The 26,106-nt window shown below is 75.3% G+C and carries 30 protein-coding genes; 23 read left to right on the top strand and 7 right to left on the bottom strand.

Annotated elements, in window-relative coordinates; translation table 11 throughout:
* The first annotated feature begins 110 nt into the window (after positions 1–110).
* Together AB3388_RS24560 and AB3388_RS24555 are read left to right on the top strand one after the other, a co-directional pair.
* Positions 111–1,301, top strand: coding sequence for a sensor histidine kinase (locus AB3388_RS24560; protein WP_495407936.1), 1,191 nt, complete (start codon positions 111–113; stop codon positions 1,299–1,301).
* Positions 1,298–1,978: a winged helix-turn-helix domain-containing protein gene (locus tag AB3388_RS24555; RefSeq protein WP_495407935.1), complete on the top strand. Its 681-nt coding sequence runs from the start codon at positions 1,298–1,300 to the stop codon at positions 1,976–1,978. The genes AB3388_RS24560 and AB3388_RS24555 overlap by 4 nt, the downstream gene beginning before the upstream one ends.
* A gap of 173 nt (positions 1,979–2,151) precedes the next feature.
* Here the strand turns inward: AB3388_RS24555 and AB3388_RS24550 are convergent, their stop codons facing one another.
* Together AB3388_RS24550 and AB3388_RS24545 are read right to left on the bottom strand one after the other, a co-directional pair.
* Positions 2,152–2,361: a DUF3072 domain-containing protein gene (locus AB3388_RS24550; protein ID WP_495407934.1), complete on the bottom strand. Its 210-nt coding sequence runs from the start codon at positions 2,359–2,361 to the stop codon at positions 2,152–2,154.
* Between the two features lie 10 nt (positions 2,362–2,371).
* Positions 2,372–2,563, bottom strand: coding sequence for a hypothetical protein (locus tag AB3388_RS24545; protein ID WP_495407933.1), 192 nt, complete (start codon positions 2,561–2,563; stop codon positions 2,372–2,374).
* Positions 2,564–2,644: 81 nt separating this feature from the next.
* On the opposite strand from AB3388_RS24545, the gene AB3388_RS24540 reads away from it, so the two are divergent.
* Positions 2,645–3,718: a helix-turn-helix domain-containing protein gene (locus AB3388_RS24540; RefSeq protein WP_495407932.1), complete on the top strand. Its 1,074-nt coding sequence runs from the start codon at positions 2,645–2,647 to the stop codon at positions 3,716–3,718.
* Here AB3388_RS24540 and AB3388_RS24535 read toward each other — a convergent pair.
* A complete protein-coding gene (locus AB3388_RS24535) occupies positions 3,611–4,423 on the bottom strand; it encodes a DUF3109 family protein (RefSeq protein WP_495407931.1) in 813 nt (270 codons plus the stop codon). The two genes, AB3388_RS24540 and AB3388_RS24535, sit on opposite strands and share 108 nt — an antisense overlap.
* Before the next feature lie 32 nt (positions 4,424–4,455).
* Between AB3388_RS24535 and AB3388_RS24530 the strand changes: the two genes are divergently transcribed.
* Genes AB3388_RS24530 through AB3388_RS24520 form a run of 3 tightly spaced genes read left to right on the top strand, consistent with a single transcriptional unit; the run spans position 4,456 to position 6,935 of the window.
* Entirely contained in the window at positions 4,456–4,824 is a 369-nt protein-coding gene (locus AB3388_RS24530) for an iron chaperone (RefSeq protein WP_495407930.1), read from the top strand.
* A 45-nt stretch (positions 4,825–4,869) separates the two neighbouring features.
* Positions 4,870–5,814, top strand: a complete 945-nt coding sequence (locus tag AB3388_RS24525; protein ID WP_495407929.1) for a Ppx/GppA phosphatase family protein — start codon at positions 4,870–4,872, stop codon at positions 5,812–5,814.
* A complete protein-coding gene (locus AB3388_RS24520) occupies positions 5,814–6,935 on the top strand; it encodes a hypothetical protein (protein ID WP_495407928.1) in 1,122 nt (373 codons plus the stop codon). Before AB3388_RS24525 ends, AB3388_RS24520 begins: the two co-directional genes overlap by 1 nt.
* Here the strand turns inward: AB3388_RS24520 and AB3388_RS24515 are convergent.
* Positions 6,932–7,477 carry a type 1 glutamine amidotransferase domain-containing protein gene (locus AB3388_RS24515; protein WP_495407927.1) on the bottom strand — a complete coding sequence of 182 codons (546 nt, stop codon included), beginning with the start codon at positions 7,475–7,477 and terminating at the stop codon, positions 6,932–6,934. The two genes, AB3388_RS24520 and AB3388_RS24515, sit on opposite strands and share 4 nt — an antisense overlap.
* Before the next feature lie 83 nt (positions 7,478–7,560).
* On the opposite strand from AB3388_RS24515, the gene AB3388_RS24510 reads away from it, so the two are divergent.
* The 6 genes from AB3388_RS24510 (at position 7,561) to AB3388_RS24485 (ending at position 12,172) form a co-directional block, all read left to right on the top strand.
* Positions 7,561–8,301, top strand: a complete 741-nt coding sequence (locus AB3388_RS24510; protein WP_495407926.1) for a hypothetical protein — start codon at positions 7,561–7,563, stop codon at positions 8,299–8,301.
* Positions 8,298–9,125, top strand: a complete 828-nt coding sequence (gene proC / locus AB3388_RS24505; RefSeq protein WP_495407925.1) for a pyrroline-5-carboxylate reductase — start codon at positions 8,298–8,300, stop codon at positions 9,123–9,125. Before AB3388_RS24510 ends, proC begins: the two co-directional genes overlap by 4 nt.
* Positions 9,126–9,377: 252 nt before the next feature.
* The gene (locus AB3388_RS24500) at positions 9,378–9,731 is read left to right on the top strand and encodes a helix-turn-helix domain-containing protein (protein ID WP_495407924.1); all 354 of its coding nucleotides are present in this window, start codon (positions 9,378–9,380) and stop codon (positions 9,729–9,731) included.
* A 321-nt stretch (positions 9,732–10,052) separates the two neighbouring features.
* Positions 10,053–10,151, top strand: coding sequence for a 30S ribosomal protein bS22 (locus AB3388_RS24495; protein ID WP_012854759.1), 99 nt, complete (start codon positions 10,053–10,055; stop codon positions 10,149–10,151).
* A 10-nt stretch (positions 10,152–10,161) separates the two neighbouring features.
* Positions 10,162–11,268: an NAD-dependent epimerase/dehydratase family protein gene (locus AB3388_RS24490; RefSeq protein WP_495407923.1), complete on the top strand. Its 1,107-nt coding sequence runs from the start codon at positions 10,162–10,164 to the stop codon at positions 11,266–11,268.
* Positions 11,261–12,172 (top strand): lysophospholipid acyltransferase family protein, encoded by a 912-nt coding sequence (locus tag AB3388_RS24485; protein ID WP_495407922.1) that lies wholly within the window; start codon positions 11,261–11,263, stop codon positions 12,170–12,172. Before AB3388_RS24490 ends, AB3388_RS24485 begins: the two co-directional genes overlap by 8 nt.
* A 104-nt stretch (positions 12,173–12,276) precedes the next feature.
* On the opposite strand, the gene AB3388_RS24480 is transcribed toward AB3388_RS24485, so the two are convergent.
* The 3 genes from AB3388_RS24480 to AB3388_RS24470 all read right to left on the bottom strand — a co-directional run bounded on the left by AB3388_RS24480 (position 12,277) and on the right by AB3388_RS24470 (position 15,191).
* The gene (locus tag AB3388_RS24480) at positions 12,277–13,236 is read right to left on the bottom strand and encodes an HAD family hydrolase (RefSeq protein ID WP_495407921.1); all 960 of its coding nucleotides are present in this window, start codon (positions 13,234–13,236) and stop codon (positions 12,277–12,279) included.
* Positions 13,237–13,315: 79 nt separating this feature from the next.
* Positions 13,316–14,452, bottom strand: coding sequence for a DUF5667 domain-containing protein (locus AB3388_RS24475; protein WP_495407920.1), 1,137 nt, complete (start codon positions 14,450–14,452; stop codon positions 13,316–13,318).
* 133 nt (positions 14,453–14,585) lie between these two features.
* Positions 14,586–15,191, bottom strand: coding sequence for a sigma-70 family RNA polymerase sigma factor (locus AB3388_RS24470; RefSeq protein WP_495407918.1), 606 nt, complete (start codon positions 15,189–15,191; stop codon positions 14,586–14,588).
* A gap of 320 nt (positions 15,192–15,511) precedes the next feature.
* Between AB3388_RS24470 and AB3388_RS24465 the strand changes: the two genes are divergently transcribed.
* The 11 genes from AB3388_RS24465 to AB3388_RS24415 all read left to right on the top strand — a co-directional run bounded on the left by AB3388_RS24465 (position 15,512) and on the right by AB3388_RS24415 (position 26,105).
* Positions 15,512–17,041: an AMP-binding protein gene (locus AB3388_RS24465; RefSeq protein ID WP_495407917.1), complete on the top strand. Its 1,530-nt coding sequence runs from the start codon at positions 15,512–15,514 to the stop codon at positions 17,039–17,041.
* Positions 17,038–17,286 (top strand): glutaredoxin family protein, encoded by a 249-nt coding sequence (locus AB3388_RS24460; RefSeq protein WP_495407916.1) that lies wholly within the window; start codon positions 17,038–17,040, stop codon positions 17,284–17,286. The genes AB3388_RS24465 and AB3388_RS24460 overlap by 4 nt, the downstream gene beginning before the upstream one ends.
* Before the next feature lie 199 nt (positions 17,287–17,485).
* Positions 17,486–18,148 (top strand): redox-sensing transcriptional repressor Rex, encoded by a 663-nt coding sequence (locus AB3388_RS24455; protein WP_495407915.1) that lies wholly within the window; start codon positions 17,486–17,488, stop codon positions 18,146–18,148.
* A complete protein-coding gene (locus tag AB3388_RS24450) occupies positions 18,145–19,509 on the top strand; it encodes a glutamyl-tRNA reductase (RefSeq protein WP_495407914.1) in 1,365 nt (454 codons plus the stop codon). The genes AB3388_RS24455 and AB3388_RS24450 overlap by 4 nt, the downstream gene beginning before the upstream one ends.
* Entirely contained in the window at positions 19,506–20,468 is a 963-nt protein-coding gene (hemC, locus tag AB3388_RS24445) for a hydroxymethylbilane synthase (protein ID WP_495407913.1), read from the top strand. The genes AB3388_RS24450 and hemC overlap by 4 nt, the downstream gene beginning before the upstream one ends.
* Before the next feature lie 44 nt (positions 20,469–20,512).
* Positions 20,513–22,054 (top strand): uroporphyrinogen-III synthase, encoded by a 1,542-nt coding sequence (locus tag AB3388_RS24440; protein WP_495407912.1) that lies wholly within the window; start codon positions 20,513–20,515, stop codon positions 22,052–22,054.
* The gene (hemB, locus tag AB3388_RS24435) at positions 22,051–23,031 is read left to right on the top strand and encodes a porphobilinogen synthase (RefSeq protein ID WP_495407911.1); all 981 of its coding nucleotides are present in this window, start codon (positions 22,051–22,053) and stop codon (positions 23,029–23,031) included. The genes AB3388_RS24440 and hemB overlap by 4 nt, the downstream gene beginning before the upstream one ends.
* Complete coding sequence (gene mce1N / locus AB3388_RS24430; RefSeq protein ID WP_495407910.1) at positions 23,028–23,531, top strand: transport-regulating membrane protein Mce1N; 504 nt, start codon at positions 23,028–23,030, stop codon at positions 23,529–23,531. Before hemB ends, mce1N begins: the two co-directional genes overlap by 4 nt.
* Positions 23,528–24,901, top strand: a complete 1,374-nt coding sequence (hemL, locus tag AB3388_RS24425) for a glutamate-1-semialdehyde 2,1-aminomutase (protein WP_495407909.1) — start codon at positions 23,528–23,530, stop codon at positions 24,899–24,901. Before mce1N ends, hemL begins: the two co-directional genes overlap by 4 nt.
* The gene (locus AB3388_RS24420) at positions 24,898–25,536 is read left to right on the top strand and encodes a histidine phosphatase family protein (protein ID WP_495407908.1); all 639 of its coding nucleotides are present in this window, start codon (positions 24,898–24,900) and stop codon (positions 25,534–25,536) included. The genes hemL and AB3388_RS24420 overlap by 4 nt, the downstream gene beginning before the upstream one ends.
* Positions 25,533–26,105 (top strand): TlpA family protein disulfide reductase, encoded by a 573-nt coding sequence (locus tag AB3388_RS24415; RefSeq protein WP_495407907.1) that lies wholly within the window; start codon positions 25,533–25,535, stop codon positions 26,103–26,105. Before AB3388_RS24420 ends, AB3388_RS24415 begins: the two co-directional genes overlap by 4 nt.
* Position 26,106 lies beyond the last annotated feature (1 nt).

The raw sequence follows: 26,106 nt of genomic DNA, 5'->3' as shown, positions 1-26,106 counted from the left end.
GGGCGCGCAGGTGAACGCGCACCCACGCAACGGTGAACACTGCCCCGTCGCGGGTGACGTCCCGGGTGAGGCGCACCTCCCCGCGCTCGTGCCCGACCTAGCATCGAATCGTGAGTCCGCTGGTCGCACTGGTCCTCGGCCTCGCCGTCGGAGCCGGTGTGGCCGTGGCCGTGCTGCTCCCGCGGCTGGCCGCCGCCCGCGCCGAGAAGTCCGCCGAGGCGCCCCCCGCGCAGGCGGAGGCCGCGCTGACCCGTCGGCTGGTCGACCTGATGGACCCGGCCGTCGTCCTGCTGGACGCTGACGACGTCGTCGTCGTGGCCAACCCGGCGGCCCGGGGGCTCGGCATCGTCCGCGACACCCGGCTGCTGGTCCCCGAGCTCTTGCAGCTGGCGCTCGAGGTGCGCACCGGTGGCAGTCGCCGCCGCGACGTCCGGCTGCCCGGCGGGCTCGTCGGGCGCGGGCCCCGGCAGGTGGGCGTGCACGGCGTCCGGCTCGACAGCGGCGCGGCACCGCCGCCCGGCCCGGTGGCGCTGATCCTGGTGGACGTCACCGAGGTCCGCCGTGGCGAAGCGGTGCGCCGGGACTTCGTCGCCAACGTCGGGCACGAGCTGAAGACCCCGGTCGGGGCGCTGTCGCTCCTGGCGGAGGCGTTGGAGGACGCCGCCGACGACCCCGAGACCGTGCGCCGCTTCGCCGTCCGGGCCAAGCGCGAGGCCGACCGGCTGGGCCGGCTGGTGCGCGAGCTGATCGACCTGTCCCGGCTGCAGGGGGCCGAGCCGCTGCCGGATCTCGAGCCGGTCGGCGTCGACACGGTGATCGCCGAGGCGGTGGACCGGACGCGGACCGCCGCCAACGCCAAGCGGATCACCATCGCCAGCGGCGGAGAGCGCGGCCTCGTCGTCCGCGGGGTCGAGGCGCAACTGGCGACCGCGGTGACCAACCTGCTCGCCAACGCCGTCGCCTACAGCCCCGAGGAGACCCGGATCGCCGTCGCGGCGCGGGCGCGCTCGGGGTTCGCCGAGATCGCGGTCACCGACAGCGGGATCGGCATCCCCCGCGCCGACCGCAGCCGGATCTTCGAGCGCTTCTACCGGGTGGACCAGTCCCGGGCCAGCCGTACCGGCGGCACCGGGCTCGGCCTGGCCATCGTCAAGCACGTCGCCAACAACCACGGCGGGTCCGTGAGCGTCTGGAGCGAGGAGGGCGTCGGCTCGACGTTCACGCTCCGGATCCCCCTGGCGACCGACCAGCCACCGGCGGACGACGCCGTCGCCGCCGACGCAACGAGAGGACGCACATGACGCGGGTACTGGTGGTCGAGGACGAGGAGTCGTTCTCCGACGCGCTGTCGTACATGCTCAAGCGCGAGGGGTTCGAGACCGCCATCGCGGCGACCGGGCCGGACGCCCTCGTCGAGTTCGACCGCGGTGGGGCGGACGTCGTCCTGCTCGACCTCATGCTGCCGGGGCTGTCGGGCACCGAGGTGTGCCGCCAGCTGCGCAGCCGCAGCAGTGTGCCCATCATCATGCTCACGGCCAAGGACGCCGAGATCGACAAGGTCGTCGGCCTGGAGCTCGGCGCCGACGACTACGTGACCAAGCCGTACTCGGCGCGCGAGCTGGTCGCCCGCATCCGCGCGGTGCTGCGCCGGCGCGGTGACGTGGATGCACCGGCCGAGGCGGTGCTCGAGGCCGGCCGGGTGCGCATGGACGTCGAGCGGCACGTGGTCGCCGTCGACGGCGAGCACGTCGCGCTGCCGCTCAAGGAGTTCGACCTGCTCGAGCTCCTGATGCGCAACGCGGGCCGGGTGCTGACCCGTGTGCAGCTCATCGACCGGGTCTGGGGCTCGGACTACGTGGGGGACACCAAGACCCTCGACGTCCACGTCAAGCGGCTGCGCGCGAAGATCGAGCCGGACCCGGCCAACCCGCGGTATCTGCTGACGGTCCGCGGGCTGGGCTACAAGCTCGAGGCCTGAAGGACCCCGTCCTCCCCACCCTTCGCACGCTCAGGGCGGGGCCCGGGACGGGGCCGCAGGGTCGGCCTACCGGCCTCCGACCACGGCCAGGTGCCGGGGTGCGTTGCGTTGAGCCGCTGCTGTCTCACCGAGGGAGGACCCTCCGGACCCCCGCTCGGCGAGACCCGAGGGGTTCACGCACCTCTTCCCGTTTCTTCCTGCAGCTCGTCGATCTTTCGGGAGGCGTCGGCCTTGGTGAGGTCGTCGGGGACCTCCTCGCCGGCCTCCCGGGCGAGGGTCTGCAGGTAGCTCTGCTGGGCGCCGGTGGCCGGTTCGTCGCCGGTCACCCAGTCGGCCGGGTCCTTCTCGGCCGTGCGGTCGGTGTTCGCCTGCGATTCGCTCATGTGTTCGAGCCTAGGCGCCGACGAGCTCCCGTGCCTCCCGACGCGGCTCCTCCCAGCGGCGCCCGGTCCGGTACACGTGCGTGTGGCCGTGGGGGCACTCGACGGTCATGGCGATGTGGGTGGGGTGGTTCGTCACCGCGATGATGTGCCGCTCGGCGACCAGCTCGTCGGTTCCGGTGACGGGGCAACGGATGAGGAACATGAGAAGAGCGTGCTCCCCGTCGCACCCAAGCACGAGTGGCAGGACTGACCGCTAGCGCATATTTTCTGCCACACTGTCGGCATGTCCGGTCGCGCCCGCCCCCTGGTGGTCAGCGTCGTCGTCGGCGACGGTCTCGTCGGCAGTTTCGGGCTGGGGGTGGCAGCCGAGGTCTTCGGCTACGACCGCCGGCAGATGGGGCTGCCCCGCTTCGACTTCGCGCTGGTCACCGAGGCGCCGGGAGTGGTCCGCACCGACACCGGCATCCCGATCACCGTCGAGCACGGGCTGGACCGGCTGGAGCGGTCGGACATCATCACGATCACCGCGTGGGAGGCGTTCGACCGCGTGCCCTCCCCGCAGCTGCTCGACGCGCTGCGGACGGCGCACGAGCGGGGCGCCGTCATCGTCAGTCAGTGCACCGGCGCCTTCGTGCTCGCCGAGGCGGGGCTGCTCGACGGCCTGCGCGCCACGACGCACTGGAAGTGGGCCGCCGAGCTCGCCGAGCGCTTTCCCGCCGTGCAGGTGGACCCGTCGGTGCTCTACGTCGACAACGGCCAGCTGATCACCGGCGCGGGCACCGCCGCCGGCGTGGACGCCCTGCTGCACCTGGTCCGCCGCGAGTGGGGCGCCGCCGCGGCCAACGCGCTGGCCCGCGAGATGGTCGTGCCGCCGCACCGCGACGGCGGTCAGGCCCAGTTCATCGACGAGCCGGTCGCGGCGTGCGAGGACGACCTGCTCGGCGCCGTCCTCGAGTGGGCGGGCAACCACCTGGCCGAGAACATCGACGTCGACACCATGGCCCGCCGTGCGCTGATGAGCCCGCGCAGCTTCGCCCGCCGGTTCCGGGCCACCACCGGGACGACGCCGCACGCGTGGCTGCTGGGCCGCCGGCTCGCCGCGGCCGAGGCGCTGCTGGAGAACAGCGACGCCCCCGTCGAGGAGATCGCCCGGCTGGTGGGCTTCGGCACCGCCGCCGGTCTGCGGGAGCAGTTCACTCGCCGCCGCGGGGTCTCGCCGCGCGCCTACCGGCAGACCTTCCGCGCCGCGTCAGCCGCCGGGACGGCGCCGGTGCAGCTGGACGAGCACCGGCTCGGGGCTGGCCGGGTGCGGCGCGACGAGGCCGGCGTCCAGGCGCGCCTCGGCCAGCCGGCGTAGCTCGGCGTACGCCGCGCCGCCGATCAGGGCGGTCAGCTCGGCCGCGTAGGTCAGCACCAGCGGCTCGGCCGACACGTGCGCGGCGGGGGAGCCGGTGCACCACCAGTGCAGGTCGTGCCCGCCGGGGCCCCAGCCGCGCCGGTCGAACTCGCCGATCGTCGTCATCAGCACCTTGGTGCCGTCGGGGCGCTCCACGTGCTCCTGCTCGCGGCGCACCGGCAGCTGCCAGCACACGTCCGGCTTCGTGGTCAGCGGGTGCAGGCCGGTGCGCAGTGCCATCCGGTGCAGCGCGCAGCCGGTGCCGCCCGGGTGGCCCGGCCGGTTGAGGAAGACGCACGCGCCGTCCACCACCCGGGTGCGCAGCGAGCGGACGCCGTCGCCGGAGTCGTCGGCGTCGTCCTGCTCGGTCCAGTTGCCCCGGCCCACCGGCGCGAGCTGCCAGTCGTCGTCGGTGAGGTCGGCGACGGCGGCGGTGACCCGCAACAGGTCGTCCTCCTCGGTGAAGAAGGCGCCGTGGCTGCAGCAGCCGTCGTCCGGGCGGCCCTCCACGACACCTGCGCAGCCGCGGCCGAAGATGCACGTCCAGGCCGAGGTCAGCCAGGTGAGGTCGGCGCGGACCAGGTGCTCGGGATCGGCCGGGTCGGGGAAGGTCACCCACTCGCGCGCGAAGTCGAGCGGCACTTCGGGCGGCGGCTCGTCGTGCACGCCGCCAGCCTAGGCACTGCCATCCTGGCCCCATGGTGGCGCCCGATCCCGAGGTCGATGCCTACGTGGAGCAGGCCGCGGAGAACCGCCGGGAGGGGCTCCGGCTGCTGCGCGACCTCTGCCGGGAGCACCTGCACGGGTTCACCGAGGTCGTGCGCTACCGGATGCCGGGCTACGTCCGCGAGGAGGGCGCCGAGGGCGAGATCGGTTTCGCGGCGCAGAAGCGGTACCTGTCGTTCTACGTGACGCGCACCGACGTGATGGCCGCGCACCGCGACCGCCTGGCCGGCCTGGACGTCGGCAAGGGCTGCATCCGGTACCGGCGCACCGACCAGATCGACACGGACGTCGTGCGGTCCATCCTCGAGATGACCGCGGCGACGCGAGGTCCCGTCTGCTGAGCCGCCCGATGCGTGTCCGTGACCGGTGGCGGGCAGACTGTGACCATGCGGCTCGGAGTTCTGGACGTCGGGTCGAACACGGTGCACCTGCTCGTGGTCGACGCCCACCCCGGGGCACACCCGACGCCGATGCACGACGACCGCTCCCTGCTGCGCCTGGCCGAGGAGATCGGCAAGGACGACAAGCTGTCCAAGGCGGGGGAGAAGGCGCTCGTGCGCGCCGTCCAGCGGGCGTGCGAGCAGGCCGAGAAGCAGGGCTGTGAGGACTTCATGGCCCTGGTCACCTCGGCGATCCGGGAGGCCGAGAACGGCCTGGAGGTCCTCGACCGGGTGCGCCGGCAGACCGGGGTGGACCTGCAGGTGCTCTCCGGTGAGGACGAGGCCCGGCTCACGTTCCTCGCCGTCCGCCGCTGGTTCGGCTGGAGCGCGGGGCGGCTGCTGGTGCTCGACATCGGCGGCGGCTCGCTCGAGCTGGCCGCGGGGATGGACGAGGACCCCGAGATCGCCCTCTCCCTGCCCATCGGCGCGGGGCGCATGACCCGGCGGTTCCTGCCCGAGGCGCGCACCGGCGGGCGCCCGGACCTCAAGGCGCTGCGGGAGCTCGACGACCACGCCGCCGGGCTGCTGGAGCCGGTGGCCCGCAAGCTGCGCGCGGTGGGCCCGCCGGATCTCGTCGCGGCGACCAGCAAGACCTTCCGCACGCTGGCCCGGCTCACCGGCGCCGCTCCCTACTCGGCCGGGCTGCAGGTCGACCGCCGGCTGAGCCTGTCCGGGCTGGGTCAGCTGGTCGGCTTCGTCTCCCGGATCGAGTCCGGCGCGCTGGCCGAGCTCCCCGGCGTCTCGCCCGACCGGGCGCACCAGATCCCGGCCGGCGCGGTCATCGCCCAGGCCGCCCTGCGGGCCCTCGACGTGCCGATGGTGCGGATCTGCCCGTGGGCGCTGCGGGAAGGTGTCATCCTTCGTCGGCTCGACTCGTTGGAAGGGGCGTGATGGCCGCACCACGGCAGGACCCCGAGACCGGGGGCCGTTCGCTGGCCGAGATCCTGCGGGAGGCCGGCATCGAGTCCCCGACGCGGGGACGCCGGCGCCGCGACGATGCCGACGACACCGGCATCCGGCAGCGCCGTGCCGAGGCGGAGGGCGAGGCCGACACCGGCGGCATCGGCGGCCGGAACTACGGCCGGCGCGCCAGCGACCTGCACGTCGCGGCGCGGGCAGCGGACCCGGCGACGGCGGCCATCCCCGGCGTCCGCCCGTCCGGCAAGCCCGACGTCCCCGGCGCCGCGGACCGGACCGGCGTCGTCCGCGAACGCCGTCCCGACGAGCGCCGGACGCCGGAGCGCCGGGCGGGCGACCAGCGCGCCGGCGGCGACCGCAGGCAGGGCGACCGGCGCCGCGGCGACTCGACCGGGCGGGTGGCCGAGCGGCGGGTGGACGAGGACCGGTCGACGGGCCGGGTGGCCGAGCGGCGGGTGGACGAGGACCGGTCGACGGGCCGGGTGGCCGAGCGGCGGGTGGACGAGGACCGGTCGACGGGCCGGGTGGCCGAGCGCCGGGTGGACGAGGACCGGTCGACCGGCCGGGTCGGCGACCGGCGGCAGGCCGACCGGCGCCTGACCGACCGGCGCACGGAGGACCGCCGCCCGAAGGACCGGCGGCTCGAGAACCGCCGGGCTGCCACCGAGCGCCCCGCGGCCGCCCCGCCCGCGGAGGAGCGGCGTCCCGGCGGCGTGCCCGCGCCGGCGACGCCGCAGGACGACAACCCGTCCACCGGGCCACTCCCGATCGTCGCCGACGACCTCGACGCCTCGGACCTCGACAGCACGCCCAAGGAGAGCGCGCTCGCCTGGCTGCGCTTCGTCGGCGAACTCGTCATCGCCCTGGCCGCCGGCGTCGGGATCTTCTTCCTGTTCACCGTGATCTGGGAGATGGTCCCGCACCTGGCCGTCGTGGTGGCCCCGCTGGCGGTCACCGGGCTGGTTGCCGGCGTCGGCGCCTACCGCCACAAGATGGCGCGGGACCCGGTGGGGCCGAAGCTGCTCGCTCTCCTGGTGTTCGCCGGCACGCTGCTGACCGTCGCCCCGGCCGCCGGCCTCATCGCCACCGGTTAGGCGTCGACGCTCTCGTCGGCGGGCTGCGGCGCGAACTCCTCCACGATCGCGGCGCAGAACGCGTCGAGGTCGTCGGGCTTGCGGCTGGTGATCAGGTTGCCGTCGACCACGAGCTCCTCGTCGACCCACTCGGCGCCGGCGTTGCGCAGATCGGTCTGCAGCGACGGCCACGAGGTCATCCGCCGTCCCTTGACGACGTCGGCCTCGGCGAGCACCCACGGGGCGTGGCAGATCGCCGCCACGGGCTTGCCGGCGTCGAAGAAGGACTTCACGAACGCCACCGCGTCGGCGTCGGCCCGGATGAAGTCGCCGTTGATGACGCCGCCCGGCAGGACGAGTGCCGCGTAGTCGTCGGGGTCGGCATCGCCGAGCATGGCGTCGACCTTCTTGGTGTCGCCCTTGTCGATGTGGTCGTAGGCGGTGATCGAGCCGGCCTCCAGCGAGACCAGCTCCGGCTCGGCGCCGGCGTCCTCCAGCGCCTGCCACGGCCGGTCGAGCTCGACCTGCTCGACGCCGTCGGTCGCGAGGACGGCGACCTTCATGCCTTCAAGTTCTCCAGCCATGCGGGCGCCGCTACCCCGGCCCCCGGACGGGCACACACGCTCTGAGCACTACGGTCTCGATCGTGCGTGTGCTGAGCAGACCCGAGGTGCACCGCCTGCTGGGCCGCTCCCTCCCGGCCCGCTTCGTGGCCGGCCCGGCGGTCGACGACGCCCTCCGGGTGGCCGGCGAGCTGGTCGCCTCGGGCCGCCGGGTGGCGCTCGAGCACACCCCCGCCGACCCCGGGGACGACGAGGCCGAGCTCACCGCGCTGATCGGCCGCGTGCGCGCCGCCGGGCTGGCGCCGGACTGCAACCTGACCCTCGCCGTCGGCCGGCTGGGCGCCGCGCGGGCCCGTGCGCTCGCCGCGACGGCCACCGCGGCCGGGCTCCGCGTCGCCCTGGACGGCCCGGCCGCCGACGTCGACCCGCTGGGCGCCGAGGTGCCCGGCGCCGCCGTCGTGGTAGCGGCCCGCGAACCGGGGGCGGAGGAGCGCTGCCGGGCGCTCGCCGGCGGCCGGGTACGCCTGACCGACGGGCGCGGCGCCGCCGCCGACCTGGCCTTCGTGCGCTGCCTCAACGTCCTGATGACCGGCACCGGCCACCCCGGCGTGGCCACCACCGACCCCCGCCTGATCGCCATCGCCGGAGAGCGAGCGGCGTGGAACGAACGCACCGCCGACACCTGGGAGCACGTCATGCCGTGTGGAGTACGCACCGACGAGCAACGGCGGCTGGTGGCCGCCGGTTACCGGGTGCGGGTGACGGTGCCGTCCGGCCCGGGCGCCCTCGGCGCCGTGGCGCGCCGCCTGGCGGGCCGGGCATGAGCGGCGGGCTGGCCATCATCGGCGGCGGGAAGATCGGTGAGGCCCTGCTGTCGGGGCTGATCCGGCGCGGCGGCGCCGAGGGGATCGTCGTGTGCGAGCGCAGCCCGGAGCGGGCTGCCGAGCTCGAGGAGCGCTACGGCGTGCCCGCGGTCGACCTGGCCGAGGCCGCCGGCCGCGCCCGCGCGCTGCTGGTCGCCGTCAAGCCGCAGGACATCGGCACGCTGCTGGGCCTGCTGTCGGGGCACGTGGACCCGGCTCGGCACCTCGTCGTCTCCGTGGCCGCCGGCGTGCCGACGGCGAAGATCGAGGCCGTGCTGCCCGCCGGCACGCCCGTCGTCCGGGTCATGCCGAACACCCCGGCGCTGGTCGACGAGGGCATGAGCGTGCTCTCGGCGGGCTCGCACGCGGAGGAGACGCACCTCGACGAGGCCGAGGCGCTGCTGGCGGCGGTGGGGAAGGTCCGCCGCGTGCCGGAGGCCCAGCAGGACGCGGTGACCGCGCTGTCCGGCAGCGGGCCGGCCTACTTCTTCTTCCTCGTCGAGGCGATGATCGACGCCGGGATCCTGCTGGGCCTGCCCCGCGCCATGGCCGCCGACCTCATCGTCCAGACCGCGCTGGGCGCCGCGGTGATGCTGCGCGACTCCGGCGAGCACCCGGTCCAGCTGCGCGAGGCCGTCACCAGCCCCGGGGGGACGACGATCGCCGCGATCCGGGAGCTGGAGCGCCACGGCGTCCGGGCCGCCCTGATCGCCGCGATCGAGGCCGCGCACGCCCGCTCGGTGGAGCTGGGGCGGGAGAGCGGCGAGGGGACGGCGAGCCGGTAGCAGCGGTCGCCTGGGGCAGAACCTGATCAACAGGGAGTCACACGGACCTCTCAGGTCGCTGCGACACGCCTGACACCATGTCGACAGACCGACATAGGTAGAAATCTGCCGAGGACCGAGCGTTCTCCCTGTCCGTTTCTTGTCTCGCTTCTGTCACGGTTGTCCCCCTACTCTCTGTGTCAGCGCGTGCGTGCCGCGTAGTCGGTGGGGAAGCCGGCTCGACGACACGCGCTAGGTCCGGAGACGAAGAACATGACCATGCCCCAGCGCCACCACGCTGCTTCCGCCGCTCAGTTCGCCGCCCGCCAGGGCGTGCCGGGTCCGCGTCCGATCGGCCGCCCGATGGCCGCCGCCGTCGCCCGTCCGGTGCCCGCCGCCCACCCGGCGGCCATGCCCGTCGGCCGTCCCGTCGTCCCGGCCCCGCGCGCGGCCGTGACCTTCCTGACCGTCGCCGAGGTCGCCGCCATGATGCGGGTCTCGAAGATGACCGTGTACCGCCTCGTGCACGCCGGCGAGCTCTCCGCCGTCCGCGTCGGCCGGTCCTTCCGCGTGCCGGAGCGCGCCGTCCAGGACTACCTGCGCGACGCCTACACCGACATCGCCTGAGCTGTGTCACTGTCGCCCTCCGGGCGACAACTGCGGCCAGGAGCCGTCCCCGGCTGGCGTTGAGCCGCCGCGTCGGGCCTGGGCGGACCCCTCCGGGCCCCCTCGGTCCCGACGAACCCGTGCACCACTCCCTTCGTCGGACTCCGGTGTCTCCCGCGGCAGCGTCGCCGCGGGACGGCCGGTAAGCTCGGGCGGCCAGCGACGGCCCGACCGCAGCGGAGCTGTCGCGCCAGAGCTGAATCACCTCGCGCGGTGCCCGGCGCGGCCATCCGGCCGTCCGCCCGGAGTGCCGTGCGGCGAAACGACGTCGGGAGCACAGCCATGGGTTCGGTCATCAAGAAGCGCCGCAAGCGGATGGCGAAGAAGAAGCACCGCAAGCTGCTGAAGAAGACCCGCGTCCAGCGACGCAACAAGAAGTGAGCTGACGCTCGTGCCGCCCGGGGTCGTCCTCGTCACCGGCGTGAGCCGGTGGCTGGGGGGTGCCCTCGCGGCCGAGCTCGCTGCCGACCCGTCGATCGAACGGGTCATCGGGGTGGACACCGTCCCGCCCTCGCCCGAGATGCTCCGCCGGCTCGGCCGCACCGAGTTCGTGCGCGCCGACATCCGCAATCCGCTGATCGGCAAGGTCATCGCGAACGGGTCGGTGGACACCGTCGTGCACATGAACATCAGCTCCACGCCCGCCGGTGCCGGTGGGCGGGGGCCGATGAAGGAGCTCAACGTCATCGGGACGATGCAGCTCCTGGCCGCCTGCCAGCGGGCGGCGTCCGTGCGGCGGTTCGTGCTGAAGTCGACCAGCGCCGTCTACGGGGCCTCGTCCCGCGATCCCGCCGTCTTCACCGAGAAGATGCAGGCCCGGCGCGTGCCGTCGGGCGGTTTCGCGCGCGACAGCGTCGACATCGAGGGCTACGTCCGGTCCTTCGCCCGGCGCCGTCCGGACGTCGACGTCGCGATGCTGCGGTTCACCAACTTCATCGGACCGCGGATCGACTCGCTGCTCACCGGCTTCTTCCGCATGCCGCTGGTGCCGACGGCACTGGGCTACGACGCCCGCGTGCAGCTGCTGCACGAGGACGACGCGCTCGCCGTCCTGACCCGGGCCACGACCGGCGACTTCACCGGCACGGTGAACGTGGGCGGCGAGGGCACCCTGCTGCTCTCGCAGTGCATCCGGCGGCTCGGGCGCGTCCAGGTGCCGATCCCGTCGCCCGCTCTCGGTTCGGTCGGCCGGCTCTCCCGCCGGTTCGGCTTCGTCGACTACTCCCCGGAGCAGATGCGCTTCCTCAACTTCGGCCGGGTGGTCGACACGACGGTGCTGCGCACCGAGTTCGGCTACACGCCCCGCTACACGACGGCGGCCGCGCTGGACGACTACGCCACCACGGTGCGCCCGGTGATCCCGCCCGACCTGGTGGGCGCGGCGAGCGACCGGGTGCGCGGTGTGGTCGAGCGGGTCGGCGACGGCGCCGCGGCGGTGGGGGACCGGCTGCGCCCGGCCCCGCCGGCGCCCGGCCTCCGGGCGGTGCGCGATGCCTGAGGCGCGCGTGATCCCGCTGCGCCCGGACGACGACGAGCCGCACACCCCGCCGCCGTCGTCGGCGCCGAGCTGGGAGGAGCAGATCGCCGGCGGCGTGGAGTTCCTCCGCCGGCGCATGACCGGTGACTACGAGACCGATGAATTCGGCTTCGACCCGGACCTGGCCGACCATGTCCTGCTCCCGCTGCTCCGGCCGCTGTTCAACAAGTGGTTCCGCGTCGAGACCCACGGCCTCGAGCACGTGCCCGCCACCGGCGGCGCGCTCGTGGTGGCCAACCACTCGGGCACCCTGCCGGTCGACGCGCTGATGACCACGGTCGCGCTGCACGACGAGCACCCGGCCCAGCGGCGGCTGCGGCTGCTCGGCGCCGACCTGGTCTTCGAGATGCCGTTCGTCGGCACGGTGTCGCGCAAGATGGGCACGACGCTGGCCTGCAACGAGGACGCCGAGCGGCTGCTCACCGAGGGCGAGCTGGTCGGCGTCTTCCCCGAGGGCTTCAAGGGCATCGGCAAGCCGTTCCGGGAGCGGTACACGCTGCAACGGTTCGGCCGCGGGGGTTTCGTCACAGCGGCGCTGCGGACGGGTGTGCCGATCGTCCCGTGCGCGATCGTCGGGGCCGAGGAGATCTACCCGATGATCGGCAACGCCAAGACCGCCGCCCGGCTGCTCGGTCTGCCGTACTTCCCGGTCACGCCGACGTTCCCGCTGCTCGGCCCGCTCGGGCTGGTGCCGCTGCCGTCGAAGTGGCTGATCGCGTTCGGCGAGCCGATCGAGACGGCGTCCTACGGCCCCGCCGCCGCGGAGGACCCGATGCTGGTCTTCAACCTCACCGACCAGGTGCGCGAGACCATCCAGCACTCGATCTACCAGCTGCTCCTCCAGCGCAAATCAGTCTGGCGCTGACGAGGGGCCGGAGGCCTCGGCGAGGAAGCGCCGGACGCGCTCGACGCAGCAGGGGGACGGTACGTGGCCGCGGTGTCGCGGGATAGCGCGACCATGTCACCGGTTCACCTCCAGGGCAGCCGGCTGCGCTTGGGCGGGATGACCGGGATCGGCGGGGTGTTCTTCCGCCGGATCGCGACCGCGGCGCCCACCACGCCGCCCGACAGCATCGCGGCGGCGACGGTGGGGACGCCGATCTTGGCCGCCTTGCGCCCGGTGCGGAAGTCGCGGATCGTCCAGGCCCGTGACCGGGCCACCGCCCGCAGCTCGGTGTCGGGGTTCACGGCCACCGCCGTGCCGCAGAGCGTGAGCATCGGCAGGTCGTTGGCCGAGTCGCTGTAGGCGGTGCAGCGGGAGAGATCCAGCCCCTCCCGCTCGGCGAGCGCGCGGACCGCCTCCGCCTTCGCCTCCCCGTGCATCAGCTCGCCCACGAGCCGGCCGGTGTACTTGCCGTCGACCACCTCGGCGACCGTGCCCAGCGCGCCGGTGAGCCCGAGCCGGTGGGCGATGATGCGGGCCAGCTCGACGGGGGTCGCGGTGACCAGCCACACCCGCTGCCCGGCGTCGAGGTGCTGCTGGGCCAGCTGGCGGGTGCCGCCCCAGATCCGGTCGGCCATCAGCTCGTCGTAGATCTCCTCGCCGTGCTGCACGATCTCGGCGACCGGCCGGCCCGCGACGAACGCCAGCGCGTTCTCGCGGATCGTGTGCATGTCGTCGGCGCTCTCGTTGCCGGCGATGCGGAACTTCGCCTGCTGCCACACGAACTGCGCCAGGTCGCGGGTGGTGAAGTACTTGCGCGCCGCCAGGCCGCGGGCGAACCAGAACAGCGACGCGCCCATCATCATCGTGTTGTCGACGTCGAAGAACGCGGCCGCGGTCGGGTCCGGCGGCACGGCCTCCGGGACGGCGACCTCCGCGGCGGCGGCCGACGCCTCGCCGGCGACGTGCGCCCGCGTCTCGTGATCCGGCAGCGGGGTCGGCACCTGCGCCGACCGGCCGCGGAACGGCAGACGCGGCACGGACACCTCCCTGACTCTGCAACTTCCCCCCGGAAGGGCACGCCCGCTCGACCCTAACCGGCCGTCCGAGCGCCCGCCCCCGAGGTCAGCAGAGGATCCGCGGAAGGCAGATCGGCAGCGGCGTGTCGATGAGCGGCGGTGGGCTGCTCGTGCCCGGGCTCGACCCGGCGCCGGGGTTCCCCGCGCCGGGCAGTGGCAGGGACGGCAGCGGCAGGCCCGGGTCGGGCAGCGTCGGGACGGACGGCACGGTCGCCTGCGGCACCGACGGCGCGCCGGTGCTCCCGCCTTCGCCTCCGGAGCCGCCGTCCGAGCTGCCACCGGAGCCGGCGGAGCTGTTCGCGGCGGTGCCGCCGCTCGGCGCCGCCGGTGCGCCCGGCGCCGGCTGCTCGGCGGAGGGCTCCGCGGCCTCCGACGGCACCTGGCCCGGGACGGTGCCCGGCCCGCCGCCGGCGGCCGACGGCGGCGTCGCCCCCTCCCCGCACGCGGCCGGCACCGGGCCGAGCGGATCGGTGCCCGCCAGCGGCGGGCCCGACGGGCAGCTCAGCGCGGCCTGCAGCTCCGTCGCGCGGCTGGCGACCGAGCCGAGCAGGTCGAGCGAGGCGGTCAGGGCGTCCCCCGCGCCGGGCGGCACCTGCGGCGCGAGCGCGGCGAGGCCGGCGGACTGCCCGTCCGTCCAGGTCAGCAGGTCCTGCAGCGGCGCCGGGCTGCCGCTCTCCGCCGCGCGGGTGGTCAGCCAGGCCGCGCCCTCGGTGGTCTGCGCGTCCATCGTCCGCAGCGTCTCGGCGACCAGGGCCGGTGAGGCGTCGGCGGGCAGCGCGTCGAGCTCCCGCAGCCGGGTCGAGGCGAAGTCGAGCAACGTCTGGCCGCGCGTCGCGTCGCCCGCCAGTGCCAGCTGGGTCTGCTCGGTGCCGCGCTTGAGGCCGTAGAGCGGATCGCCGGGCTGCGCGCTGGTGGACACGGCGACCAGGCCGGCCAGCGCGGTCACCGCCACGGCGGCCCCGGCGAGGCCCGCGGTCAGCCGGCCGCGCCACCGGGCGGCGGCGGACTCGAGCGACCGGGACGGCGAGAACCGGCTGCGCGTCTCCGGCTCGGGGGTGCGGACGGCGGCCATCGCCACCAGCCGCGCGCGGGTCATCGCCCGGAACTCGGGGTCCGGCTCCCCGTCCAGGGCCCGGCCCAGGTCGCCGAGCCGGTCGACCAGGGCCTCCTCGCGCTCGCCCACGGCGGCACGGCGGCCCGAGGCCGCTGACCCGCTTCTGTGAGCGCTCACAAGAGTCCTCCCGTCCGAATGGCGCCGTCCAGGGTGCCCAACGACGGGACGGTGTGGAGGGTTACGCGCCCGCGGCGGAGTTCTGTCACAGCAGCCCCTCCGGCAACAGCGCGGCCAGCCGGCGCACGGCCCGGTGCTGCAGCGCCTTGATGGCGCCGTCCTTCTTCCCCATGATCGCCGCGGTCTCGGAGACCGAGAGCCCGTGCAGGAAGCGCAGCACGATGCACTCCTGCTGCTCGCTGTTGAGCTGCCGCACGCAGGCGAGCAGCTGCTCGTTGGTCAGGTGCGCCAGGACGGCGTCCTCGGGGCCGTCGGTGGCGCGGTCGGCGTCGCGCATGTCCGCCGTCGTGACCTCCAGCCGGAACCGGCTGCTCTTCACGTGGTCGCGGATGATGTTGCGGGCGATCGTGATCAGCCACGCGCCGACGTCGCGGCCCTGGAAGGACAGTGAGTCGATCCGCCGCAGGGCGCGCACGAAGGTCTCGCTGGTGACGTCCTCGGCCAGCGCCCGGTCGCCGACCCGGTGGTAGACGTACCGGTGGATCATCGTCACGTAGTGGTCGTAGAGCCGGCCGAACGCCTCCGCGTCGCCGTCCTGGGCCGCGCGCACCAGCGCCCAGACGTCGGTCTGCTCCTCGGCCGCCTCCTCCGCGGGCGGCGGCGCGGGCTCGACCGGCGGCGCCGCGGGCACAGGCTGCTCCCCGTCGTCCGTCCGCGGGAACGGCGTCGGCCGCGGCCGCGGGATGGGCGACGGCCGCGGGTGCGGGGACGGTGGTGCGACCGCGTCCGCTCTCGGCCGGGGGGACGGCATGCGGGCGATCGACCTCCTCGTCGGCCCGCCGAGCCGACTCCGGCTCCTCCCGTCGGGCCGGACCGGGACGGCGCGGCGCGCATGCTGCGGGGCAAGCCCCATGGTGACAACATCGCTGCAGTCCGTCCACGCCACCCCGGTGGGAACGCTCCTCCGTCCCCCGCCCGGGTGGCCGCGCCACCGCAGCACCGACGAGGGGGATGCCCGTGTCCGACGGCCTGTCGCTGTCCGCGCTGGTCCGCGCGGCGGCCCGGCAGCGGCCCGAGGCGCCGGCGGTCGTCGCCGGTGACCGGCGGCTGAGCTGGGGAGAGCTCGACGCCGAGATCGACCGGACGGCGGCCGGCTATGCCGCCCGCGGCCTGACGCCGGGGGAGCGGGTGGCGGTGCAGCTGCCCAACGGCGCGCCGTGGCTGTGCGCGGCGATCGGCGCGCTGCGGGCCGGGCTCGTCGTCGTCCCGGTCAACACCGCCTACACCGATCCGGAGCTCGAGCACGTGCTGGGCGACTCCGGGGCGGCCCTGCTCGTCGTCCGGGGCGAGCGGACCCCGGTCGGCGGGGTGCCCGTGCTCGACGGCCCCCCGGCCGCCGACGGCGCGCCGCCCGAGGTCGCCGAGGATCCGCGGGCGCCGTCCTTCCTCGCCTACACGAGCGGGACCACCGGGCGCCCCCGCGGCGCGATGCTCCCCGCTGCGGCGCTGCGCGCCAACCAGGAGCAGCTCCTGGCCCTGACGCCGCCCCCCGTGCGGCCCGACGACCGGGTGCTGCTGGTCCTGCCGCTGTTCCACGTCTACGGCCTCAACACCGGCTTCGGGCTGGTCGCGGCGACCGGCGCCTGCGCGGTGCTGCAGGAGAGCTTCGACCCCCGCGCGTCGCTGGAGCTGATGGAGCGCGAGCAGGTCACCACGGTGCCGGGCGCCCCGCCCCTGTACCAGGCGTGGCTGGCCGTCGCCGGCGCCGACGGCAGCGACGCCGGCCTGCGCCGGGCCTTCGCCGCGGTCCGGCTGGCGACCTCGGGCGCTGCCCCGCTGCCGGCGGAGGTGTGGACGGCGATGCGCGAGCGGGCCGCGGTCACCGTCTGGGAGGGCTACGGGCTCACCGAGGCCAGCCCGGTCGTCGCGAGCACCCTGGCCTCGGGCCGCGCCAAGCCGAACTGCATCGGCGGGCCGCTGCCGGGCATCGAGCTGGAGCTGCGCGACACCGCGGAATCGGCCGGCGACGCCGAACCGGGTGAGGACGACGAGGGCCCGGGGGAGATCGTCGTCCGCGGGGCGAACCTCTTCGCCGGCTTCTGGCCCGACGGCGCCGACGGTCCGGACGCCGACGGCTGGCTGGCCACGGGGGATCTGGCCTACCGCGACGACGACGGCGACCTGCACCTGGTGGACCGGCGCAGCGACCTCGTGCTGGTCAGCGGCTTCAACGTCTACCCGGCCGAGGTGGAGCGCGTCCTCGAGACCCATCCCGCGGTCGCCGAGAGCGCGGTCATCGGCGTGCCGGACCCGCGCACCGGCGCGGCGGTCCGCGCGGTCGTCGTCCTCGCGCCGGGGCAGCAGGTGACCGCCGACGAGCTGATCCGGCACGCCGCCGCCTCGCTGGCGCGCTACAAGGTGCCGACGTCGGTCTACTTCCTCCCCGCGCTGCCGCACTCGCTGACGGGGAAGGTCAGCCGCGCCCGGCTGCGCGAGCTCGGCCTGAGCGGTGCAGAGACAGAGGAGGGGGTCGAGCGATGACGCCACGGCTGCAGCTGCTCACCCGCGAGGGCTGCCACCTCTGCGAGGAGGCGGCCACCACCCTGGCGCAGCTCGCCGCGGAGGCCGGGCTCGAGGCCCCGGCGTCGATCGACGTCGACGCCGACCCCGAGCTGCAGGCCGAGTACGGCGACCGCGTCCCGGTGGTGCTGCTCGACGGCCGCGAGCACAGCTACTTCACCGTGGACGTGCCGCGGCTGCGAAGGGACCTCCGGCTCAGCCCCTGAACGGCCTGTGGCAGGGTGGTCCTCACCACAGTGCCCCCCGTCCGTGGCCGGTCAGCGGGCTGTGGCCCGCTCGCGACTTTGTTCCCGCGTTCACAAGCGGTTACCGTGGCGGACGCCGGGCGGCATCCCGCCCGGGTTCCCCGAATGTCGCACGCGGCAGCAGCGCCGCCGCCCGCGACCGCTGTGGAGTGGCAGGCCCGTGACGAACCCCCGGCCCCGGACGATCCCGGAGGCCACCGTCGCCCGGCTCGCCGTGTACCTCCGGGTTCTCACCGGGCTGGCCGACGGCGGGCGGAGCACCGTCTCCTCCGGCGAGCTCGCGTCCGCCGCGGGCGTCAACCCCGCGGGCCTCCGCAAGGACCTCTCCCACCTCGGCCCGTGCGGCGTGCGCGGCGTCGGCTACGAGGTGCGCACCCTCCGCGACCGCATCGCCCGCGTGCTGGGCGTGGAGCGGTCCCGGGCCTGCGTGCTGGTCGGCATCGGCAACCTCGGCGCGGCGCTGGCCGACTACGCCGGCTTCGGCAGCCGCGGCTTCGAGTTCGTCGGCCTGTTCGACGCCGCGCGGTCCCGCGTCGGCCAGCAGGTCGGCGGCCATCTCGTGCGCCCGGTCGAGGAGCTCGAGGACGTCGTCGCCGCGACCGAGGCCTCCATCGGGGTCATCACGACACCGGCCGAGGTGGCGCAGTCGGTCTGCGACCGGCTCGCCGCGGCCGGCGTGAGGAGCATCTTGAACTTCGCGCCCGTCACGCTCACCGCCCCGCCCGGGGTCGACGTCCGCCAGGTCGACCTCTCCGTCGAGCTGCAGGTCCTGGCCTTCCTCGGTCAGCAGCGGGTGCTCCCGGCCGTGGGAGGCATGGCATGAGCCTGCTCGCCGTGGGAGTGAGCCACCAGACCGCCCCCGTCGCACTGCTCGAGCGGTTCGCGATGGGCACCGACGACACCGCGAAGGCGCTGCACGAGCTGGTCGAGAGCGACCACGTGAGCGAGGCCCTGGTGCTGGCCACCTGCAACCGGGTCGAGGTCTTCGCCGAGGTCGAGAAGTTCCACGGCGGCGTCGCCGACGTCAGCCGGATCCTCGCCCGCCAGGCCGGCGGGACGGTGGAGGAGCTCTCCCCGTACGTCACGGTCCACTACGAGGACCAGGCCGTCGCCCACCTGTTCACCGTCGCCGCGGGCCTGGACTCGATGGTCGTCGGCGAGACGCAGGTGCTCGGGCAGCTGCGCGCGGCGTACGCGCTGGCGCAGGACGAGGGCACGGTCGGCCGGGCCCTGCACCCGATCGCCCAGCGGGCGCTGCGCGTCGGCAAGCGCGTGCACGCCGAGACCGGCATCGACCGCGCCGGCGCCTCGCTGGTCTCCGCGGCGCTCGACCGGGCCGAGGCCCGGCTGGGCAGCCTGACCGACCGGTCGGTCCTCGTCGTCGGCGCCGGCTCGATGGGCGCGCTCGCCGCGACCACGCTGGACCGCCGCGGCGCCGCGGTGACCGTCAGCAGCCGCACGCCCGCGCACGCCGCCCGGCTGGCCGAGAGCGTCGAGGGCCGCGCCGCCGACCTCGCCCGCCTGCCGCAGGAGCTGGCCGCCGCCGACGTGCTCGTCACCTGCACCGGCGCCAGCGGCATCGTCGTGAGCACCGACGTCGTGGCCACCGCGATGCGGTCCCGGGACGTCGCCGACCGGCAGCTGGTCGTCGTCGACCTCGCCCTGCCGCGGGACGTCGAGCCCGGCGTCGCCGCGCTGCCCGGCGTGCACGTCGTGGACCTGGCGCTGCTGCAGGGCGAGCGGCAGGCCGGCGGGCCGATCGCCGGCTCCGTGGCCGCCGACGACGTGGCCGCCGCCCGCGACCTCATCGACACCGAGCTGTCGCTGCTGCGCGCCGAGCGGCAGGCGGCCGCCGTCGCGCCGGCGATCTCCGCGCTGCGCAGCCAGGCCGCCGAGGTGGTCGACGCCGAGCTGCTGCGGCTGGCCGGCCGGGTGCCCGACCTCGACGCCCGCGCCCGCGCCGAGGTCGCCCGCACCGTGCGCCGCGTCGTCGACAAGCTGCTGCACGAGCCCACCGTCCGGGTCAAGGAGCTGGCCAGCGTCCCGGGCGGCACCGACTACGCCGACGCGCTGCGCGCGCTGTTCGGCCTGGGCATCGACGCCGAGGTCGAGGCCGAGCACGCCACGCTCGCCGAGGCCGTGACCGTCGACCCCGAGGACCTGCGCCCCGGCGGGGTCTCATGACGGCCACCACCACGACCACCCTGCGGCTCGGCACCCGGCGCAGCGCGCTGGCCCTCACCCAGTCGCAGTGGGTCGCCGACGCGATCACCGCGGCCACAGGCACTCCGGTCGAGCTCGTGCACATCGTCACCGAGGGCGACCGGTCCTCGGCCGCGATCGCCCAGCTCGGCGGCACCGGCGTCTTCGTCACGGCGATCCGCCAGGCGCTGCTCGAGGGCGCCGTCGACCTCGCCGTGCACAGCTACAAGGACCTGCCGACCAAGCCGGAGCCGGGGCTGACCCTGGCCGCCGTCCCGCTGCGGGAGGACCCGCGCGACGCGCTGGTCGCCCGCGACGGGCTGACCCTCGGCGAGCTGCCCCCGGGCGCGAAGGTCGGCACCGGCGCCCCGCGCAGGGTCGCCCAGCTGCGCGCGCTCGGCCTCGGGCTGGACGTCGTCCCGATCCGGGGCAACGTCGACACCCGGATGGGCCGGGTGGCTCCGGGGGACCTCGACGCCGTCGTCCTCGCCCGGGCCGGGCTGGCCCGCCTGGGCCGGCTGGACGCGGTGACCGAGACGCTCGACCCGCTGCAGGTGCTCCCGGCTCCCGCGCAGGGCGCGCTGGCCGTGGAGTGCCGTGCCGACGACGAGCGCACCCGCGAGCTGCTCGCCCCGCTCGACGACGCGGGCACCCGCGCCTGCGTGGTCGCCGAGCGCAGCACGCTGGCCGCGCTGGAGGCCGGCTGCAGCGCGCCGGTCGCCGCCTACGCCGTGGTGGCTGAGAGCGGGTCATCCGAGGGCGAGACCGGCCCCGAACTGTTCCTCCGCGCCTCGGTGACGGCCCTGGACGGCAGCGACGCCGTCCGGGACTCGATCACCGGCCCGCTCGGTGACGCCGCGGCCCTCGGCCGCGCGCTCGCCGCCGAGCTGCTCGACCGCGGTGCCGCCGAGCTGATGGCGGCCCCCGCACCCACCCCCTGACCCCGCACACGCCCTGTCCGCAGGGCCAGAACCAGGAGCACCTGATGACCCGCAAGACCGCCGGCGCGCCGGCCGGCAAGGTCGTCTTCGTCGGCGCCGGCCCCGGCGACCCCGGGATGCTGACCGCCCGCGCGAACGAGGCGCTGGCAGCGGCCGGCGTCGTCCTCGTCGACCCGGAGGTGTCGGTCGCCGTCCAGGACGTCGTCCGCGAGACCTCCCCGGCCGCCGAGCTGACCCCCGCCGCCGGAGAGCCGGCCGAGGTGGCCAAGGCCGCCGTGGCCGCGGCCAAGAACGGCGCCGTCGTCGTCCGGCTGGTCGCCGGCGACCCGTTCACCTCCGAGGCCGTCGTCAAGGAGGTGCTCGCCGTCGGCCGCACCTCCGTCGCCTTCGACGTGGTGCCCGGCGTGGCCACCGCCACGGCGGTGCCGGCCTTCGCCGGCGTCGCCCTGGGCGGGACGGCGCTGACCGCGGACCTCTGCGGCGACGTCGACCTCGGCGCGCTGGCCGGCGCGGCCGGTGCCACCGGCGGCACGATCGTGCTGCAGGGCACCGCCGAGCAGCTGCCCGAGGCGGCCGCCCGGCTGGTCGAGGGAGGCCTGTCCGGCAGCACCTCCGTGGTCGTGACCACCGGCGGCTCGGGCACCGGCCAGAAGAGCGTCGTCGCCAAGCTGTCGGCGGTCGCCGAGAAGAACGCCGGGATCGAGTCGTTCACCGGCGCCGTCGTCGCCACGATCGGCGCGGCCGTCGACAAGCGCGGCAAGCTCTCCTGGTGGGAGAGCCGGCCGCTGTTCGGCTGGCGGGTGCTGGTGCCGCGCACCAAGGACCAGGCCGGCGAGATGAGCGAGCGGCTGCGGGCCTACGGCGCGGTGCCGGTCGAGGTGCCGACCATCGCGGTCGAGCCGCCGCGCAGCCCCGCGCAGATGGACCGCGCGATCAAGGGCCTGGTCACCGGCCGCTACGGCTGGATCGTCTTCACCTCGGTGAACGCGGTGAAGGCCGTGCGCGAGAAGTTCGCCGAGCTGGGGCTGGACGCCCGCGCGTTCGCCGGCGTCAAGGTCGCCTGCGTGGGCGAGTCGACCGCCGACGCCGTCCGCGCGTTCGGCATCGTGCCGGAGCTGGTGCCCAGCGGGCAGCAGTCCAGCGAGGGCCTGCTGGCCGACTTCCCGCCCTACGACGACGTGTTCGACCCGATCAACCGGGTGCTGCTGCCGCGCGCCGACATCGCCACCGAGACCCTGGCCGCCGGCCTGGTCGAGCGTGGCTGGGAGGTCGACGACGTGACCGCCTACCGGACCGTCCGCGCGGCGCCGCCGCCCGCGCCGGTGCGCGAGGCGATCAAGGGCGGCGGCTTCGACGCGGTGTGCTTCACCTCGTCGAGCACGGTGCGCAACCTGGTCGGCATCGCCGGGAAGCCGCACGCCAAGACCGTCGTCGCGGTGATCGGCCCGGCGACCTCGGCCACCGCGCAGGAGTTCGGCCTGCGGGTCGACGTCCAGCCGGAGACCGCCGCCGTGGCGCCGCTGGTCGACGCGCTGGCGGAGTTCGCCGCCGCGCGCCGGGCCGAGGAGGAAGGCGGCTCGAAGTGAGCTCGCCCGGATTCGCGCGCGGGCGTCGCCTCCGGTCGACGCCCGCGCTGCGGCGGCTGACCGCGCAGACCCGGCTGGCGCCGGCCGACTTCGTGCTGCCGGTGTTCGTCAAGCAGGGCATCGACGCCCCGGTGCCGATCTCCTCGATGCCCGGCGTCGTCCAGCACACCCTGGACTCGCTGCGCAAGGCGGCCCACGAGGCGGCGGAGGCCGGCATCGGCGGGCTGATCCTGTTCGGCATCCCGTCGGAGAAGGACCCGGTCGGCTCGCAGGCCGACGCCGCCGACGGCATCGTCAACGTCGCGCTCCAGCAGCTGAAGAGCGACCTGGGTGACGAGCTGGTGCTCATGGCCGACCTGTGCCTGTGCGAGTACACCTCGCACGGGCACTGCGGGGTGGTCACTCCGGCGGGTGTGGTCGACAACGACCCGACGCTGGACCGCTACGCGGCGGTCGCGATCGCGCAGGCCCGGGCCGGCGCCCACGTCATCGCCCCCAGCGGGATGATGGACGGCCAGGTCGCGGCGATCCGCCGGGCCCTGGACGGTGCCGCCTTCACCGAGACGCCGATCCTGGCCTACGCGGCCAAGTACGCCTCGGGCTTCTACGGGCCGTTCCGCGAGGCCGCGGAGGGGGCGCCGCAGTTCGGCGACCGGTCGACGTACCAGATGGACCCGCCCAACGCCGACGAGGCGCTGCGCGAGGTGCGGCAGGACCTCGCCGAGGGCGCGGACGCGGTCATGGTCAAGCCGGCGCTGCCCTACCTGGACATCGTCGCGCGCGTCGCCGACGCGGTCGATGTCCCGGTCAGCGCGTACCAGGTCAGCGGCGAGTACGCGATGCTCGAGGCGGCCGCCGCCAACGGCTGGGTGGACCGGCAGCGGGCGATCCTGGAGACGCTCACCGCGATCCGCCGCGCCGGCGCCGGCACCGTGCTGACCTACTGGGCGGTGGAGGCCGCCCGCTGGTTGCGGTGACCCCGTACGTCGAGCCCGGTGGGTCGTGGCGGCCGTTCTGGCTGGTCGCGGCGTTCCTCGCCGTGCTGATCGTCGCCGACGCCGTCCTGCCGGGCCCCGACGTGCCGCCGGCCGTCTGGGTGCTCGCGGTCGTCGCGGTCCTGGGCGTCGTCGCGGGCGGCGTGCTCTCGGCCCGCCGGGTGTGGACCGTGCGGGTCGATGCCGACGGCCCGGACGCCGCCCTCGCGGTCGGCCGCGAGCGGGTGCCGCTCGCCGACGTCGACGCCGGCCACCTGCGCGCCGTCCGGGACGGCGAGGCCGGGGTGGACGCCGGCGCGGCGGTGCTCGGCGGCGGCTGGTCGCTGCCGAAGGGCCGGACCGGGCTGCCGCTCCGGCTGGCCGGGGGACGGACCGTGCTGGTCCCGACCCGGGACCCGGCCGCGCTGACCACCGCCCTCCTCACCGCCGTCGCGGAGACCCCCGACGGTTCCTCAGGTTCGCAAGGGACACTCAGCACGTGACCTCGTTGGACACCCCCCGCTACGCCTACGAGGCCCCGGTCTCGGCCGACCTGTTCGCCCGTGGCCAGGAGGTCACCCCCGGCGGGGTGAACAGCCCGGTCCGGGCGTTCCGCGCCGTCGGGGGCACCCCGCGGTTCATGGTCTCGGCCGCGGGGAGCTACCTCACCGACGCCGACGGCCGCCGCTACGTGGACCTGGTCAGCTCGTGGGGGCCGATGCTCCTCGGCCACGCGCACCCGGCCGTCGTCGAGGCGGTGAACGCCGCCGCGCGGCGCGGGCTGTCCTTCGGCGCCCCCACCGAGGGCGAGCTGGAGCTGGCCGAGGAGATCCGGCGGCGGATGCCCCCGGCGCAGCGGGTCCGGCTGGTCAACTCCGGCACCGAGGCGGTCCTCTCCGCGATCCGGCTGGCCCGGGGCGCCACCGGCCGGCCCCTGGTCGTGAAGTTCGCCGGGCATTACCACGGCCACGTCGACGCGCTGCTCGCCTCGGCCGGGTCCGGCGTCGCGACCCTGGGTCTGCCGGACACCCCGGGCGTCACCACCGGCGCGGCCGCCGACACCGTCGTCCTGCCCTACAACGACGTGGCCGCGGTCGAGCGCGTGTTCGCCGAGCGGGGGGCGGACATCGCGTGCGTCATCGCCGAGGCGGCCGCGGGCAACATGGGCGTCGTCCCGCCGCTGGGGGGGTTCAACGCCGAGCTGCGGCGGATCACCGCCGCGCACGGGGCGCTGCTGGTCCTCGACGAGGTCATGACCGGTTTCCGGGTCTCCCGCTCCGGCTGGTACGGCCTGGACCCGGTCGAGGCCGACCTGTTCACCTTCGGCAAGGTCATGGGCGGCGGACTGCCGGCCGCGGCGTTCGGCGGGCGGGCCGACCTGATGGACCAGCTGGCGCCGGTCGGGCCGGTCTACCAGGCGGGCACGCTGTCGGGGAACCCGGTGGCGGTCGCTGCCGGCCTGACCACGCTGCGGCACTGCACCGACGAGGTCTACGCGCGCTGCGACGAGGTCGCCGCCGTCCTGCGCGGTGCGGCCAGCGCGGCGCTGTTCGCCGCCGGCGTCCCGCACCGGGTGCAGCAGGCCGGCAACATGTTCTCGATCTTCTTCGTGCCCGACGAGCGGCAGGTGCGCGACTACGACGACGCCCGCAGCCAGGACGTCGCCCGCTACACCGCGTTCTTCCACGAGATGCTCGCGCGCGGGGTCTACCTGCCGCCGTCGGCGTTCGAGGCGTGGTTCGTCAACGCCACGCTCCAGGGGGATGCGCTCGACCGGGTGCTCGACGCGCTGCCCGCCGCAGCGCGCGCCGCCGCCGCGGCGTCCGGCGACGGCCCGGCGGCCGCCCCCGACGCCCCGGAGGCCACCCCGTGACGCAGGAGACGACCGTCGTCCACCTCATGCGGCACGGCGAGGTCTTCAACCCGCAGAAGATCCTCTACGGCCGGCTGCCGGGCTTCCGGCTCTCCGACGCCGGCGAGGCGATGGCCGAGAAGGCCGCGCAGTGGTTCCTCGACAAGGACGTCACCCACCTGGTCGCCAGCCCGCTCGAGCGCGCGCAGCAGACCGCGGCGCCGATCGCCGAGGAGCTGGACCTGCCGATCGCGACCGACGGGCGGCTGATCGAGGCGGGCAACGCCTTCGAGGGCACCCACTTCGGCGTCGGGGACGGCGCCCTGCGGCGGCCGGCCAACTGGTGGAAGCTGCGCAACCCGTTCCGCCCGTCGTGGGGCGAGCCCTACGTCGAGATCGCCGCGCGGATGCTGGCCGCCGCCGAGGCCGCCCGGGACGCCGCCCGCGGGCACGCCGCGGTCTGCGTCAGCCACCAGTTGCCGATCTGGACGCTGCGGCTGCACCTCGAGGGACGGCGCTACGTGCACGACCCGCGGCACCGGCAGTGCGGGCTGGCCAGCGTCACCTCGCTGACCTACGTCGGGGACCGCTTCGTCGGCCTGGACTACGCGGAGCCCGCGGGCGCGACCGATCCGGACGCGGTTCCCGGGGCATGAAACGGCTCCTGATCGTGCTGGCCGGGGCGGCCCTGGTGGCCACCGGCTGCTCGACCGGCTCCGACGCCGTCGACGTCAACAACGGCGGCGAGTTCCGGTTCGTCGCGGGCACCCCAGCCGGGGAGGTCATCCCCGCAGCCGACCGTGCCAGCGCGCCGGAGTTCTCCGGGGAGCTGCTCGACGGCAGCGAGTTCTCCTCGTCCGAGCTCGCCGGCGCGGTCGCGGTCATCAACTTCTGGGGCTCGTGGTGCCCGCCCTGCCGGGTGGAGTCGCCGCAGTTCCAGAAGGTGTCCACCGAGGTCCAGGCCGACGGCGTGCAGTTCCTCGGCATCAACGTCAAGGACGAGCGGCAGCTGGCCGAGGCCTTCCTGAAGAGCAAGGGGATCGCCTTCCCGTCGCTCTACGACCCGCGCGGCGAGGTGGCGCTGGCCTTCCGGGACTACCCGGCCAACGCGATCCCGTCCACCATCGTGCTCGACCGCGAGGGGCGGGTGGCCGCGGTCTACACCGCCGCGGTGCAACCGGACGACCTGCGCTCGGTCCTCGCCCGCGTCGTCGAGGAGGGCTGAG

Source organism: Geodermatophilus sp. SMS 5-13, from assembly GCF_059428245.1.
This window is presented reverse-complemented; position numbering and strand designations above follow the sequence as displayed.

What these genes read in the sequence shown, in the direction of transcription:
- AB3388_RS24555 (WP_495407935.1), top strand. Translation starts at nt 1,298, where the DNA reads ATGACGCGGGTACTGGTGGTCGAGGACGAGGAGTCGTTCTCCGACGCG.
- AB3388_RS24550 (WP_495407934.1), bottom strand. Translation starts at nt 2,361, where the DNA reads ATGAGCGAATCGCAGGCGAACACCGACCGCACGGCCGAGAAGGACCCG.
- AB3388_RS24545 (WP_495407933.1), bottom strand. Translation starts at nt 2,563, where the DNA reads ATGTTCCTCATCCGTTGCCCCGTCACCGGAACCGACGAGCTGGTCGCC.
- AB3388_RS24540 (WP_495407932.1), top strand. Translation starts at nt 2,645, where the DNA reads ATGTCCGGTCGCGCCCGCCCCCTGGTGGTCAGCGTCGTCGTCGGCGAC.
- AB3388_RS24530 (WP_495407930.1), top strand. Translation starts at nt 4,456, where the DNA reads ATGGTGGCGCCCGATCCCGAGGTCGATGCCTACGTGGAGCAGGCCGCG.
- AB3388_RS24525 (WP_495407929.1), top strand. Translation starts at nt 4,870, where the DNA reads ATGCGGCTCGGAGTTCTGGACGTCGGGTCGAACACGGTGCACCTGCTC.
- AB3388_RS24520 (WP_495407928.1), top strand. Translation starts at nt 5,814, where the DNA reads ATGGCCGCACCACGGCAGGACCCCGAGACCGGGGGCCGTTCGCTGGCC.
- AB3388_RS24515 (WP_495407927.1), bottom strand. Translation starts at nt 7,477, where the DNA reads ATGAAGGTCGCCGTCCTCGCGACCGACGGCGTCGAGCAGGTCGAGCTC.
- proC (WP_495407925.1), top strand. Translation starts at nt 8,298, where the DNA reads ATGAGCGGCGGGCTGGCCATCATCGGCGGCGGGAAGATCGGTGAGGCC.
- AB3388_RS24500 (WP_495407924.1), top strand. Translation starts at nt 9,378, where the DNA reads ATGACCATGCCCCAGCGCCACCACGCTGCTTCCGCCGCTCAGTTCGCC.
- AB3388_RS24495 (WP_012854759.1), top strand. Translation starts at nt 10,053, where the DNA reads ATGGGTTCGGTCATCAAGAAGCGCCGCAAGCGGATGGCGAAGAAGAAG.
- AB3388_RS24485 (WP_495407922.1), top strand. Translation starts at nt 11,261, where the DNA reads ATGCCTGAGGCGCGCGTGATCCCGCTGCGCCCGGACGACGACGAGCCG.
- AB3388_RS24465 (WP_495407917.1), top strand. Translation starts at nt 15,512, where the DNA reads ATGCCCGTGTCCGACGGCCTGTCGCTGTCCGCGCTGGTCCGCGCGGCG.
- AB3388_RS24460 (WP_495407916.1), top strand. Translation starts at nt 17,038, where the DNA reads ATGACGCCACGGCTGCAGCTGCTCACCCGCGAGGGCTGCCACCTCTGC.
- AB3388_RS24450 (WP_495407914.1), top strand. Translation starts at nt 18,145, where the DNA reads ATGAGCCTGCTCGCCGTGGGAGTGAGCCACCAGACCGCCCCCGTCGCA.
- hemC (WP_495407913.1), top strand. Translation starts at nt 19,506, where the DNA reads ATGACGGCCACCACCACGACCACCCTGCGGCTCGGCACCCGGCGCAGC.
- AB3388_RS24440 (WP_495407912.1), top strand. Translation starts at nt 20,513, where the DNA reads ATGACCCGCAAGACCGCCGGCGCGCCGGCCGGCAAGGTCGTCTTCGTC.
- AB3388_RS24415 (WP_495407907.1), top strand. Translation starts at nt 25,533, where the DNA reads ATGAAACGGCTCCTGATCGTGCTGGCCGGGGCGGCCCTGGTGGCCACC.